This is a genomic window from Streptomyces sp. NPDC001709 (assembly GCF_053596375.1).
This window is the reverse complement of the sequence record NZ_JBSFGB010000018.1, coordinates 88,091-101,307: the sequence shown is the minus strand read 5'-3', so window position 1 is coordinate 101,307 and position 13,217 is coordinate 88,091. Positions and strand designations below refer to the sequence as shown.

Here is a 13,217-nt window from a genome sequence, read left to right as displayed (position 1 = left end):
CCCCCCGGCACACCTGTCGGGGGGTCACCTCTGATCGACTGGGATGTGCAGCACGTGCGTTTCCTCAATGACATCCAGCCCGCGTACGACCTGACGTACGACGACGTGTTCATGGTGCCGAGCCGCTCCGCGGTCGGCTCGCGTCAGGGCGTGGACCTCGCCTCGCCGGACGGCACGGGCACCACCATCCCGCTCGTCGTCGCCAACATGACCGCCATCGCCGGCCGCCGCATGGCCGAGACGATGGCCCGCCGCGGTGGCCTGGTGGTCATCCCGCAGGACATCCCGATCGACGTCGTCACCGATGTCGTCTCCTGGGTGAAGAGCCGCCACCTGGTGCTCGACACGCCGATCGTGCTGGCCCCGCACCAGACCGTCGCCGACGCACTCGCGCTGCTGCCCAAGCGTGCGCACAACGCCGGTGTGGTCGTGGACGAGGACCAGCGTCCCGTCGGTGTCGTCACCGACCGGGACCTGACCGGCGTCGACCGCTTCACGCAGCTCGAAGTGGTCATGTCCAAGGACCTCCTGCTCCTCGACGCGGACATCGACCCGCGCGAGGCCTTCAACACCCTGGACCACCACAACCGGCGCTATGCCCCGGCCGTCGACAAGGACGGCAAGCTCGCCGGCATCCTCACCCGCAAGGGCGCCCTGCGCGCCACGCTGTACACCCCGGCCGTCGACGCGAACGGCAAGCTGCGCATCGCCGCCGCCGTCGGCATCAACGGCGATGTGGCGGGCAAGGCCAAGCAGCTGCTCGACGCGGGCGTGGACACGCTCGTCATCGACACCGCGCACGGCCACCAGGAGTCGATGATCACCGCCATCAAGCTGGTGCGCGCCCTCGACCCGCAGGTGCCGCTCGTCGCGGGCAACATCGTCTCCGCCGAGGGCGTCAAGGACCTGATCGACGCCGGTGCGGACATCATCAAGGTCGGTGTGGGCCCGGGCGCCATGTGCACCACCCGCATGATGACCGGCGTGGGCCGGCCGCAGTTCTCCGCCGTGCTGGAGTGCGCCGCCGAGGCGAAGAAGTACGGCAAGCACGTGTGGGCCGACGGCGGTGTCCGCCACCCGCGCGACGTGGCCATGGCCCTCGCGGCCGGCGCGTCCAACGTGATGGTCGGCTCCTGGTTCGCGGGCACCTACGAGTCCCCGGGCGACCTCCAGCACGACGCCAACGGGCGCGCCTACAAGGAGTCCTTCGGCATGGCGTCCGCGCGTGCGGTGGCCAACCGTACGTCGGAGGAGTCGGCGTACGACCGTGCCCGCAAGGCGCTGTTCGAGGAGGGCATCTCCACCTCCCGCATGTTCCTCGACCCGGCCCGCCCGGGCGTCGAGGACCTGATCGACTCGATCATCGCGGGCGTGCGCTCCTCCTGCACCTACGCCGGCGCCGGCTCTCTGGAGGAGTTCGCCGAGAAGGCCATCGTCGGCATCCAGAGCGCGGCCGGCTACGCCGAGGGCAAGCCGCTGCACGCCAGCTGGAGCTGACCGGCGAAACGTTCCCCCACGGCCCCCGTCCTTCCCGCGCCAGGGAGGGCCGGGGGCCGTCGGCGTACGGGGCGAAGGTGCATCCGAGGTCGCCGCACAACGCTCGACAGCCCGGGCGCAACGATTTGTCATTCCGGTCCGACGAACGCAATGATCATCCGGGGACGCGCAAGGTTGCTGCATTACGCCCGTGAAGGCCCGCCTCATAGGGTGCTCGTCTGTACGTGGTGTGGCGGGGACCCCGCTCGGTGGGTTTCCGCCCGCGCAGGGCCGCCACCGGTCCCCGCCCGCAATGACCGCAGGATTAAGGAGCCAGCGCGTGCTCGACCAAGGCGCACCCCCGCACGACCGCACAGCGACCGCCCCCGCGTCCCCGGGTGTCGCCGCGCGCCTCATGCGGCGCAAGCCCGTGGAACGCCTGGTCGCGGAGGGCGGCCACGGCGAAGGAGGATCGCTTCGGCGCTCCCTCGGGCTGTGGCAGCTGACCATGATCAGCATCGGTGCCACGCTCGGCACCGGCATCTTCGTCGTCCTTGGCAACGCCGTGCCCAAGGCGGGCCCGGCCGTCACCCTGTCCTTCGTGATCGCCGGTCTCACCGCGCTGTTCTCGGCCCTGTCCTACGCCGAGCTGGCCGGTACCATCCCGGTCTCCGGCTCCTCGTATTCGTACGCGTACGCAACCATGGGCGAACTCATCGCCTGGGTCTGCGGCTGGTGTCTGCTCCTGGAGTACGGCGTCTCGGTCGCCGCCGTGGCCGTCGGCTGGGGCGAGTACCTCAACGAGCTGCTGGACGGCACCATAGGCGTGACCATCCCGACGGCCCTGTCGGCGCCTCCCGGCGACGGCGGCATCTTCAACCTGCCGGCCCTGATCGTCGTGCTCCTCGCGATGGCGTTCCTGCTCGGCGGCGCCAAGGAGTCCGCGCGGGCCAACACCATCATGGTGTGCGTGAAGATCGCCGCGCTGATCCTGTTCTGCGCGATCGGCTTCATGGGCTTCAAGTCCGGCAACTACTCCCACTTCATGCCGCTCGGCATGGCGGGCGTCAGCGGCGCCGCCGGCACGCTGTTCTTCTCGTACATCGGCTTCGACGCCGCCTCCACCGCCGGTGAGGAGGCGAAGAACGCCCAGCGCGACCTGCCCCGCGCGATCATGCTGTCGCTCGTCATCGTGACCGCCCTGTACGTGCTGGTCGCGGCCGTCGCCGTCGGTGCCAAGCCGTGGCGGCAGTTCAACGACTCCGAGGCCGCGCTCGCCCAGATCATGAAGGACGTCACCGGGCAGAGCTTCTGGGCCACCCTGCTGGCCTTCTGTGCCGTCATCGCCATCGCGAGCGTCGTCCTGACCGTGCTCTACGGCCAGACCCGCATCCTGTTCGCCATGTCCCGCGACGGCCTGGTGCCCAAGGTCTTCGCCAAGGTCCACCCGAAGACCGGCGCCCCGCGTGCCAACACGGTCATCGTGTCGGTGTTCTGCGGTGTCCTCGCCGCCGCGATCCCGCTGGGCCAGCTCGCGGACGCCACCAGCATCGGCACGCTGTTCGCCTTCGGCCTGGTCAACATCGCGGTCGTGGTGCTGCGCCGGACGCGCCCGGACATGAACCGCACCTTCCGGGTCCGGTTCTCACCGTTGGTGCCCGCGCTCGGCTTCGTGTGTTGCGTGTGGATGATGATCAGCCTCTCCACCGTCACCTGGATCGTGTTCGGTGTCTGGATGGCCGTCGGGCTCGTGTTCTACTTCGTATACGGCTATCGCCGTTCCCGTCTCGCGACCGGTGAGGGTCTCGCGGTGACGGCAGAGAAGTGACCGAACCGAAGAAGTGAACCACCCCCTGTGCTGAACGATCTCGACGAACGCATCGTGCACGCCCTCGCCGAGGACGCCCGCCGCTCCTACGCGGACATCGGGCAGATGGTCGGCCTGTCCGCGCCCGCGGTGAAGCGGCGCGTGGACCGGCTGCGCGCCACCGGAGCGATCACCGGATTCACCGTCCGGGTGGATCCGGCGGCGCTCGGCTGGGAGACCGAGGGGTACATCGAGATCTACTGCCGGCGGAACACCTCGCCGGAGACCATTCAGCGGGGGCTGGAGCGGTACCAGGAGGTCGTGGCCGCGTCCACCGTCACCGGGGACGCGGACGCGATCGCGCAGGTCTTCGCGTCCGACATGAGGCACTTCGAGCGGGTGCTCGAGCGTATTGCCGGGGAGCCGTTCGTGGAGCGGACCAAGTCGGTGCTGGTGCTGTCGCCGTTGCTGCGGCGCTTCTCGTCGGGCGCGCCGGGATAAAGACGGATTCCAGCTCGGGGCGCGATGTCGTATGCCGGGTGCGGGTGAATCGTGGCTGATCGCGCAGTTCCCCGCGCCCATGAGGAAGTTGCGGTCGAGCATGCCTCAAGGGGCGCGGGGAACTGCGCGAGAAACCACGACGGACGCGCACTCGGCATACGGCATCGCGCCCCGAGCTCTACTCCGCGGCCTTACGCGCCAGCGAGTTGCTGCCGATAGAGTTCCGCACGCTGAAGCTCACCGCGTCCGACCGGTACCGGTCGTCCGACCACTCCACGGGCCGCCCTTCACGCGTCGTCGTCACCCGCCGCACCCGCAGCAGCGGACTCGTCCGGCGAACCTCCAGCAGCTCGGCGTCCTGGGCGCCCGCCGCCACCGCGTCGATGATGTGCTCGCCGTAGGCGAAGACCAACCCCGTGTCGTCGTACAGGCGTTGGGTGACGGACGGGCAGTCCGGCTCGATCGGCTCGACCGCCGAGGAGATCCAGTCGGCGTACACCGTGCGTTCCAGCAGTACCGGTTCGCCGTCCAGGCCCCGGACCCGGAGCACGTGCAACACCCGTGTGCCGACGGGCAGTTGGAGGCGCACGGCATCCTCGGCCGTCGCCGGGCGGTACTCCTGCGCCACCACGTGGCCCGTGGCCTCGCGGCCCATCGCCCGGGCCCACTGGGCGAAGCTGCGCAGTTCCTCGAAGCTCTGGCTGCGGCGGCTGGCCAGGACCACGCGCCGGGCGCCCTGGCGGGAGCCGATCAGGCCTTCGGAGGTGAGGGTCGCGACGGCCTGGCGGACCGTGCCGCGTGAGACGCCGTAGTGCGTCGCGAGTTCCGACTCCGAGGGCAGGCGACTGCCGACCGTGTACTCCTCGCGGTCGATGGCCCGCCGCAGTTCGTCGGCGATCTCCTCGTGTCGCGCCGTCATGCTTCCCCTCTGCTCAGGTCGCTGTGCACAGCGTGACCAGCCTAATCGAGACCTGAGCGTGATCTGCAACGGTCTGGATTGTGCAGCCAAACAGGGCCCAGAGTTTCGCTCGCGTTTACAGACAGGACACCGCGAGCGGGCGTACTGTGACGCAACTTGTTCAGACAAGTTCTCCCTCCCCTCATGCGTCCCCCTGGAGAGACCGTGACCGTGTCCCTGCCGAGAAACGCCGCACTCGGCGGCTCCCTCGCCGTCGTCGCCGCGCTCGCGCTCAGCGCCTGCGGTGCCGCCCCCGACAAGGCGTCGACCACCACCAAGGACGGCAAGAGCGCCGCCACCGCCACCTCCGCGGCCGACTTCGGCGGCATGGACGCCCTGGTCAAGGCGGCCAAGAAGGAAGGCACGCTGCACATCATCGCGGTGCCCCGCGACTGGGCCAACTACGGCGCGATCATCGACGGCTTCCAGAAGAAGTACGGCATCAAGATCCAGGACGAGAGCCCCGACGGCACCAGCCAGGACGAGATCACCGCCGTCACCACCCGCAAGGGCCAGGACCGCGCCCCGGACGTGCTCGACCTGGGCTCCTCGTTCGCGCTGAGCGCCGCCCAGCAGGGCCTGGTCGCGCCCTACAAGGTGGCCTCCTACGCCGACATCCCCGAGGCCCAGAAGGACCCGCAGGCCCGCTGGTACAACGACTACGGCGGCTATGTCTCCATCGGGTGCGACGCCAAGCGCGTGAAGGCCTGCCCGACCAGCTTCAAGGACCTCCTCAAGCCCCAGTACAAGGGCCAGGTCGCCCTCAACGGCAACCCCACCAAGTCCGGCTCCGCCTTCGGCGGCGTCTACGCGGCGGCGCTCGCGAACGGCGGCTCCTTCGACAACATCCAGCCCGGCCTGGACTTCTTCGCCAAGCTGAAGAAGAACGGCAACTACACGCCCGTCGAGTCCACCCCGGCCACCGTCGAGAAGGGCGAGACGCCCATCTCCATCGACTGGGACTACCTGAACGCCGGCTACGCCGACGAGTTCAAGTCCAAGGGCCTCGACTGGAAGGTCGTCATCCCGAGCGACGGCCAGTACGCCCAGTACTACTCGCAGGCCATCAACAAGGACGCCCCGCACCCGGCGGCCGCCCGCCTGTGGCAGGAGTACCTGTACAGTGCCGAGGGGCAGAACCTGTGGCTCAAGGGCTACGCCCGCCCGGCCCTGATGGCCGTCATGGAGAAGGCCGGCACGCTGGACAAGACGGCCGCCGCCAAGCTGCCCAAGGTCACCGGCACGCCCTCCTTCCCGACCGAGGACCAGCAGAGCAAGGCCAAGACGGTCATCGCCCAGGGCTGGGGTAAGGCCGTCTCCGGATGACCGCCGCTCTCCCGCGCGCGGACGTGGCGCCCGTCGCTTCGGCGAAGCGGCGGCGCCGCGCCCCCGGCTGGCTCGCCGTGGTGCCGCTGCTGGCGTTCACGGCCATCGCCTTCGGCCTGCCCGCCATCGCCATTCTGAACGGCGCCTTCACGGTCAAGGACGCCACGACCGGCGCCACCTCGTACACCGGCGCCAATATGACCGCCTCGCTGCAGGGCCCGTACCTCACCGCCCTGCTCGGCAGCGTCAAGCTGTCCGCGATCTCCGCCGCGCTCGGCGCCCTGCTCGGGCTGCCGCTCGCCCAGGCCGTGGTCAGCTCCCGCTCGCGCTGGCTGCGCGAGGCCGTGCTGACCGCCTCCGGCGTGCTCGCCAACTTCGGCGGGGTCCCGCTGGCCTTCGCCTTCGTCGCCACCCTCGGCAACGCGGGCGTCCTGACCGTGCACCTGGGCCTGAAGGACACCGGCTGGGACCTCTACAGCTTCTGGGGCCTGGTCCTGGTCTACCTGTACTTCCTCATCCCGCTCATGGTCCTCACCATCACCCCGGCGCTGGACGGCCTGCGCGCGCAGTGGCGCGAAGCCGCGCTGAACAACGGCGCCACCGGCGTGCAGTACTGGCGGCACGTGGCCCTGCCCGTGCTCGCGCCCTCGCTGCTCGGCGGCCTGGTGCTGCTGTTCGGCAGCGCCTTCGCCGCCTACGCCACCGCCGCCGCCATGGTCGGCAGCGCGGTCCCGCTGGTCACCCTGCAGATCGCCGACGCCCTGTCCGGCAACGTGCTGGTCGGCCAGGAGAACGTCGCGCTCGCCCTCAGCCTCGACATGGTCCTCGTGGCGGGCCTGGTGATGGCCGTGTACCTGCCCCTTCAGCGACGGAGTGCCCGATGGCTCGACGCCTGACCCTCTGGCGGTGGGTCGTCCTCGGCCTCGCCGCCCTGTACTTCCTGGTGCCGCTCGCGGCCTCCGCGATCTTCACGGTGGACGTACCCGGCCAGGGCCTCACCTTCGACGCCTACACCAAGATCCTCTCCGCCGACGGCTTCCTCTCCAGCCTGCTGCTCTCGCTGGAGCTGGCCGTGGCCACCATCGCGGTCGTGCTGCTGCTGACGGTGCCCGCCGTGGTCGCGCTCCGGCTCGGCTCGCCCCGGCTGCGCCCGGTGGTGGAGGTGGTGTGCTCGCTGCCGCTGGTGGTGCCGCCCATCGCGTTCGTCGCCGGCATCGCCACCGTGCTCAAGTGGGGCCCGGAGCAGCTCTCCCGGACCCCGCTGTTCGAGACGTTCGTGGTGATCCAGAACCAGGACTTCCCCATGGTGCTGGTCCTCGCCTACGTCGTGATGGCCCTGCCGTTCGTCTACCGGGCGCTGGACTCGGGGCTGCGCGCCATCGACGTACGGACCCTCGTCGAGGCGGCCCGCAGCTGCGGCGCGTCCTGGCCGAAGGCCCTCGTCCGGGCCGTCCTGCCCAATCTGCGCGGGGCGCTGCTGAACGCCTCCTTCCTCACGCTGGCCCTGGTCCTCGGCGAGTTCACGGTCTCCCATCTGCTCGGCTACACCCCCTTCGCCGTGTGGATCTACAACGTCGGCGGCGAGCAGGCCCAGATGTCCGTCGCCGTGTCCGTGCTCAGCCTGCTCGTCACCTGGGCCCTGCTCCTCGCGCTCGCCGGTGCCGGCGGCGGACGCACCCGAACCGCCAACTCCCGGGGATGACACACACCATGACCGCCACCACGCTTGAAAAGGCCGTCTCGGAAAAGGCCGCCACCGTCGAATTCCGCTCGCTGCGGCGCGAGTTCGGGGCAACGGTCGCCCTCGACGGGCTCGACCTGACCGTCCGCCCGGGGGAGTTCCTGGCCCTGCTCGGCCCCTCCGGCTGCGGCAAGACCACCGCGCTGCGCATGCTCGCCGGGTTCGAACACCCCGACTCCGGCGCCGTCCTGGTGGACGGCGAGGACGTCACGCACGTCCCGGCCCACCGCCGCGACGCCGGCATGGTCTTCCAGTCGTACAGCCTCTTCCCGCATCTGAACGCCGTCGACAACGTCGCCTTCGGACTGCGCATGCGGGGCGTCCGTACGGCCGAACGCCGCGCCCGCGCCGCCGAGTTGCTGGAGCTGGTCGGCCTCGCCGACAAGGGTGAGCGCTACCCGCACCAGCTCTCCGGCGGCCAGCAGCAGCGCATCGCCCTGGCCCGCGCCCTGGCCCTGCGCCCGCGCGTGCTCCTGCTCGACGAGCCGCTGTCCGCGCTGGACGCCAAGGTGCGGCTCACCCTGCGCGAGGAGATCCGCCGGCTCCAGCAGGAACTCGGCATCACCACGCTGTTCGTGACACACGATCAGGAGGAGGCGCTGTCGGTCGCCGACCGCGTCGCCGTCATGCGCGCCGGACGCCTCGAACAGTGCGCCGAACCGGCCGAGTTGTACGGCCGCCCCGCCACCGCCTTCGTCGCCGAGTTCGTCGGCACGATGAGCCGGATCCCGGGCGAGCTGAAGGACGGCACGGTCGAGGTGCTCGGCCGGCGGCTGCCCACCGACTCGGACGTGCCCAGCGGGGCCGTGGACGTGCTGGTGCGGCCGGAGTCCGTCCGGGTGGACGCCGACGAGCAGGGCACCGCCCGGATCGTCGCGACCGCCTTCCTCGGCGCGGTCGTCCGGGTCACCGTACGGCTCGCCGACGGCACCGAGGTCAAGGCCGACCTGCCCGCCCACGAGGCCACCGGGCTCGGCGCCGGAACCGCCGTCGGCGTGTCGCTGCCCGAGCGGCCGGTGCTCGTGGCCGAACGTACCCAGAAGTGAGGAACAACCCGAACATGACCCCCCACACTGCCCTCCAGGCGGTTCTGTTCGACATGGACGGCACGCTCGTCGACACCGAGCGCCTGTGGTGGGAGGCGGTCGAGCAGGTCGCCGGACGCCCGCTGACCGAGGCCGACCAGCCGGACGTGCTCGGCCGCCCGGTCGAGCACACCGCCGCCTGGCTCGGCACGGCCACCGGCAGGCCGGCCGACGCTCTCGCGGCCGAGCTGCACCGCGAGTTCGCCGACCGCGTCCGCACCGGGATCGTGCCCCGGCCCGGCGCGCTGGACCTGCTGGACGCGCTGGCCGCCGTCGGCATTCCCACGGCCCTGGTCACCGCGTCCCCGCGCGCGGTCGCCGATGTCGTCCTCGACGCCCTCGGCGCCGAACGGTTCGCGGCCTCCGTCACCGCCGACGACACCGAGCGCACCAAGCCGGCCCCCGACCCGTACCGGGCCGCCTGCCATGCCCTCGGCGTGGACCCCGCCGCCTGTTTGGCCGTCGAGGACACCGAGACCGGCGTCGCCTCCGCCGAGGCCGCCGGCTGCGCCGTCCTCGCCGTACCGTCCCTCGCGCCGATCGGCACGGCGCCCGGCCGTACCGTGCGGGACAGCCTCGCCGGCGTCACGGTCGAGGAACTGCGGCGCATGGTCGCGCCCGAACTCCGGGTCATGAGCTGGAACCTGTGGCTCGGCGGCAGCGAGGTCGACGACCACCGTGCCAAGCAGCTCAAGGTGATCCTGGAGAGCGGCGCCGACGTCGTCGGGCTCCAGGAGACGGGCGGGACGGCCGCCCAGGAGCTGGCCGAGGCGCTCGGCTGGTACCACCACCGGGCCGGCGAGAACCTCGGCATCATCAGCCGCCACCCGATCACCGCCCGCTTCGGCGACCCGGACGTCGGCTTCTACGGCGCCGCGGGCGCCCGGATCGCGGTGGCGCCCGGCCGCGAGGTCGACGTGTGGACCGTACATCTGCACTACACGCCGTACGGCCCCTACGAGTCCGTCTTCGACGGGCTGCCGGCGCCGGAGCTGATCGCCCACGAGGAGCTGCGGCTGGCGCAGATGAGGGACGCCCTGGACCGCATCGCCGAGTCCTCGGCCGAGGGCGTCCCGGTCGTCCTGGTCGGCGACTTCAACTGCCCCTCGCATCTGGACTGGCCGGACGTCGCCTGGCCGGTGACGAGGGCCACCGAGGACGCGGGCTTCGCCGACTCCTACCGCGAGGCCCACCCGGATCCCGCCGCCGAGCCCGGCCGCACCTGGTCGCCGATCCACCCGGTGCACGAGGACGGCAGCGGGCGGCCCGAGCCGCAGGACCGGATCGACTACGTCCTGCACCGGGGCCTGACCGTGCGGGACGCGCGGACCCTCGTCACGGGCAGCCCGCGCCCCTGGCCGGACGTCGCGGACAACGACTGGCCCTCCGACCACGCGGCGGTCGTCACGACCTTTGCGCTGTCTGCCGGGTGACCGCGGGTTACCGCAGGTCACCATTGCGGTACGGGGTGACCATCCCGTAGGTTGTGCCGCGCTCCCACCCACTACTGACTGGTAACCCCGGCAGGTACTCCATGCGCTGGCCCCTCGGCCGTCCCACCACCGTCCGTGCGCGGATCGTGGCGCTCGCGCTCGCCCCGGCGGTCGCGCTGATGGCGCTGTGGGGCTTCGCCATGTGGTCCGTCACCGGCGAACTGCGCGCGCTGGTCCGGATCCAGGGGGTGTACGAGGACTTCGGCACCCCCGTGGACACCGCGGTCGGGCAGATCCAGATCGAGCGCCGGATGTCCGCCGCCTACCTGGGCGCCCGCCTCGACACCGCGACGGCCGCCCAGCTGCTCGAGCAGCAGCGCCGTACCGACCGGGCCGTCGACGCCATGCGGCAGGCGATCCAGCACGGTGACCGCAGCCGGCTCACGGACCGCCAGCGGCAGGCACTGGACACCATGGTCACGGCCACCGGCAAGCTGGACGGGCTGCGCTCCCAGGTGCTGTCCCGGCGCATCACCTGGGACCGGGCCGTGGACGAGTACAGCACGCTCGTGGAGCCCGGCTTCGACGTCCAGTCCACGCTCACCGCCCTGCAGGCCGGACAGCTGGCCCGGGAGGCACAGGTCGTCATCGAGCTGGTCCGGGTAAGGGAGTTCGTCTCGCGGGAGGACGCGCTGGTCGCCGGGGCGCGGGCGGCCGGCACGCTCACCGACCGGCAGTACGACACCCTGACCGCGACCATCGAGGACCGGCGGGTGTTCCAGCGCACATACGTACCGGACCTGCCCACCGACTCGCGTGCGCTGTTCGAGGACTTCCAGCGCGGGGAGCTGTACGGCTCGCTGGCGCGCGGCGAGGACGCGCTGCTGCGGGCCGGTGCCGCCGGTGCCGGGCGGGCCGTCGCCGCGGACAGCTGGCGGTCCACCACCGACCGGGCCGTGCACCGGTACATGCAGCTGTGCACGCGGTCCGCCGAGAACTCCGCCGCGCGGGGCCGGGCCTTCGCCTACCGGGAGCTCATCAAGGCGGCCGTCGTCGGCGTGGTGGGGCTCGCCGCCGCCGGGCTGTCGCTGTGGTTCGCGGTGCGCGGCGCACGGCGGATCTCCCGGCGCCTGGAGACCCTGCGGGACGCGGCCGACGTCCTGACGACCCGCCAACTGCCCGACGTCATGCGCAGACTGAGCGCCGGTGAAGACGTGGACGCGCTCGCCGAGGCGCCGCCGCTCGCCGCCGACGAGGTGCGCGACGACGAGATCGGGCAGGTCGGCCGGTCCTTCAACACCGCGCGGCTCGCCGCCGTCGAGGCCGCGGTCAGGCAGGCGACCCTGCGGCGGGGCCTGTTCGCGGTGCTGCTCAACATCGCGCGCCGCAACCAGGCCTTGGTCCACCGGCAGCTCAAGCTCGTCGACACCCTGGAGCGGCGCACCGAGGACCCCGACATCCTGCGCGAGCTGTTCCGCATCGACCACCTGACCACGCGCATGCGCCGGCACGCGGAGAGCCTGATCATCCTCTCCGGCTCCGCGCCCGGGCGGCGCTGGCGCAAGCCGGTGCCGTTGGCGGACGTCGTCGCCTCGGCGGTCGGCGAGATCGAGGACTACGCGCGCGTGGTCGTGCCGCCGATGCCGGAGACCGGGATCGCGGCGGACGCGGTCGCCGACGTGGTGCACCTGATCGCCGAACTCCTGGAGAACGCCACGGTGTTCTCGCCCCCGCACACCCGGGTCACCCTGCGCACCGGCCGGGTCGGTGCCGGTTTCGTGCTGGAGATCGACGACCGGGGCCTCGGCCTCGACGCCGAAGCCCGCGACCGGGCCCACGCCACCCTCACCGACCCCGACGCCTTCGACCCCACCCGCCACGACCGGCTCGGCCTCTACGTCGTCGGCCGCCTCGCCGCCCGCCACGGCATCGAGGTCAGCCTCGGCGACTCGCCGTACGGTGGTACGACGGCGGTGGTCCTGCTTCCGGAGGCCGTGCTGGCGGGGGTCGAGCCACGCGAACAGGGCGCGGCCGTACGCGAGTTGCCCTCCAGGAGGCGGGCGGCTGTGTCCGCGCCGGCCGAACCGCGGAGCGCCCCCGCGGGTGACCTGCCCACGCGAAGCCGACTCGCGTCCGTGCCCGCACCGTCGTCGTCCCCGCCCGCCCCCGAGGCCGTAGCCGAGCCGCCTGCGTCCCCGCCCGCGCTGCCCTCCCGGACCCGGCAGGCCTCCCTCGTCCGGGAGTTGCGGGACGAACCACCGCCGCGCGACACCGCACCCGAGCGCGAGATCGACGCCGAGGAGATGCGTGCGATCTTCGGCGCCTTCCAGCGCGGCCTCGACCGCGGCCGCAGGGGCGTTCCCACGCCCCCCGAAGCCGCTGCTCGCAGCGCCGGTGCCGACGCCGACTCCCTGACCACCCACGCCGACGAAGGGACCGACACCGACGATGCCCGGTGACGAACACAGGCCCGAGCAGTCCGCCGAGACCAGCGGAGCGCCCGGCGCGGATCTCGGCTGGCTGCTGGACGACCTCGTGGCGCGTACCGATCACGTCCGCCAGGCCGTGCTGCTGACCGCCGACGGCATCCCGCTCAGCAGCTCGGAGGGGATGCGCCGGAAGGACATCGAGCACCTGGCCGCCATCTGCTCCGGCTTCCACGGCCTGGCCCGGTCGGTGGGGGAGCGGTTCGCCGCGGGCCAGGTGCGGCAGACCATGGTGATGCTCGACGACGCCTACCTCTTCGTCACCCCGGCCGGACACGGCAGCCGGCTCGCCGTGCTCAGCGAAGCCCGTACCGACGTCGGTCAGCTCGCCCACGAGATGGCCCTGCTCGTCCGCCGCCTCGGCCGCCACCTGGACGCGGCCGCCCGCACCGCCAGATGATCCC

At 71.8% G+C, this 13,217-nt stretch carries 11 protein-coding genes; 10 read left to right on the top strand and 1 reads right to left on the bottom strand.

Annotation, left to right across the window (positions count from 1 at the left end):
- The first annotated feature begins 54 nt into the window (after positions 1 to 54).
- The 3 genes from ACWC0C_RS25620 to ACWC0C_RS25610 all read left to right on the top strand — a co-directional run bounded on the left by ACWC0C_RS25620 (position 55) and on the right by ACWC0C_RS25610 (position 3,784).
- On the top strand, positions 55 to 1,497 hold the full coding sequence (locus tag ACWC0C_RS25620) for a GuaB1 family IMP dehydrogenase-related protein (RefSeq protein ID WP_449196742.1): 1,443 nt from the start codon (positions 55 to 57) through the stop codon (positions 1,495 to 1,497).
- Between the two features lie 319 nt (positions 1,498 to 1,816).
- The gene (locus tag ACWC0C_RS25615) at positions 1,817 to 3,304 is read left to right on the top strand and encodes an amino acid permease (RefSeq protein ID WP_449196743.1); all 1,488 of its coding nucleotides are present in this window, start codon (positions 1,817 to 1,819) and stop codon (positions 3,302 to 3,304) included.
- A gap of 27 nt (positions 3,305 to 3,331) precedes the next feature.
- Entirely contained in the window at positions 3,332 to 3,784 is a 453-nt protein-coding gene (locus tag ACWC0C_RS25610) for an Lrp/AsnC family transcriptional regulator (protein WP_030343799.1), read from the top strand.
- Between the two features lie 178 nt (positions 3,785 to 3,962).
- Here ACWC0C_RS25610 and ACWC0C_RS25605 read toward each other — a convergent pair whose 3' ends face one another.
- The gene (locus ACWC0C_RS25605) at positions 3,963 to 4,703 is read right to left on the bottom strand and encodes a GntR family transcriptional regulator (RefSeq protein ID WP_450866124.1); all 741 of its coding nucleotides are present in this window, start codon (positions 4,701 to 4,703) and stop codon (positions 3,963 to 3,965) included.
- 204 nt (positions 4,704 to 4,907) lie between these two features.
- Here ACWC0C_RS25605 and ACWC0C_RS25600 point away from each other — a divergent pair, with 204 nt between their 5' ends.
- The 7 genes from ACWC0C_RS25600 (at position 4,908) to ACWC0C_RS25570 (ending at position 13,213) form a co-directional block, all read left to right on the top strand.
- Entirely contained in the window at positions 4,908 to 6,068 is a 1,161-nt protein-coding gene (locus tag ACWC0C_RS25600; RefSeq protein ID WP_450866123.1) for an ABC transporter substrate-binding protein, read from the top strand.
- A complete protein-coding gene (locus tag ACWC0C_RS25595; protein WP_449196746.1) occupies positions 6,065 to 6,964 on the top strand; it encodes an ABC transporter permease in 900 nt (299 codons plus the stop codon). The genes ACWC0C_RS25600 and ACWC0C_RS25595 overlap by 4 nt, the downstream gene beginning before the upstream one ends.
- Positions 6,949 to 7,770, top strand: a complete 822-nt coding sequence (locus ACWC0C_RS25590) for an ABC transporter permease (RefSeq protein WP_449196747.1) — start codon at positions 6,949 to 6,951, stop codon at positions 7,768 to 7,770. The genes ACWC0C_RS25595 and ACWC0C_RS25590 overlap by 16 nt, the downstream gene beginning before the upstream one ends.
- Before the next feature lie 8 nt (positions 7,771 to 7,778).
- Positions 7,779 to 8,855: an ABC transporter ATP-binding protein gene (locus ACWC0C_RS25585; RefSeq protein WP_449196748.1), complete on the top strand. Its 1,077-nt coding sequence runs from the start codon at positions 7,779 to 7,781 to the stop codon at positions 8,853 to 8,855.
- Positions 8,856 to 8,869: 14 nt separating this feature from the next.
- Entirely contained in the window at positions 8,870 to 10,327 is a 1,458-nt protein-coding gene (locus tag ACWC0C_RS25580; protein WP_450866120.1) for an HAD-IA family hydrolase, read from the top strand.
- A 101-nt stretch (positions 10,328 to 10,428) separates the two neighbouring features.
- On the top strand, positions 10,429 to 12,786 hold the full coding sequence (locus tag ACWC0C_RS25575; RefSeq protein ID WP_450866119.1) for a nitrate- and nitrite sensing domain-containing protein: 2,358 nt from the start codon (positions 10,429 to 10,431) through the stop codon (positions 12,784 to 12,786).
- Positions 12,776 to 13,213 carry a roadblock/LC7 domain-containing protein gene (locus ACWC0C_RS25570; protein WP_449196751.1) on the top strand — a complete coding sequence of 146 codons (438 nt, stop codon included), beginning with the start codon at positions 12,776 to 12,778 and terminating at the stop codon, positions 13,211 to 13,213. The genes ACWC0C_RS25575 and ACWC0C_RS25570 overlap by 11 nt, the downstream gene beginning before the upstream one ends.
- Positions 13,214 to 13,217: the final 4 nt, after the last annotated feature.

Bases quoted from the DNA above. Each gene is read 5' to 3' on its own strand.
- ACWC0C_RS25605 (WP_450866124.1), bottom strand. From the start codon at position 4,703: ATGACGGCGCGACACGAGGAGATCGCCGACGAACTGCGGCGGGCCATC.
- ACWC0C_RS25595 (WP_449196746.1), top strand. From the start codon at position 6,065: ATGACCGCCGCTCTCCCGCGCGCGGACGTGGCGCCCGTCGCTTCGGCG.
- ACWC0C_RS25590 (WP_449196747.1), top strand. From the start codon at position 6,949: ATGGCTCGACGCCTGACCCTCTGGCGGTGGGTCGTCCTCGGCCTCGCC.
- ACWC0C_RS25585 (WP_449196748.1), top strand. From the start codon at position 7,779: ATGACCGCCACCACGCTTGAAAAGGCCGTCTCGGAAAAGGCCGCCACC.
- ACWC0C_RS25580 (WP_450866120.1), top strand. From the start codon at position 8,870: ATGACCCCCCACACTGCCCTCCAGGCGGTTCTGTTCGACATGGACGGC.
- ACWC0C_RS25575 (WP_450866119.1), top strand. From the start codon at position 10,429: ATGCGCTGGCCCCTCGGCCGTCCCACCACCGTCCGTGCGCGGATCGTG.
- ACWC0C_RS25570 (WP_449196751.1), top strand. From the start codon at position 12,776: ATGCCCGGTGACGAACACAGGCCCGAGCAGTCCGCCGAGACCAGCGGA.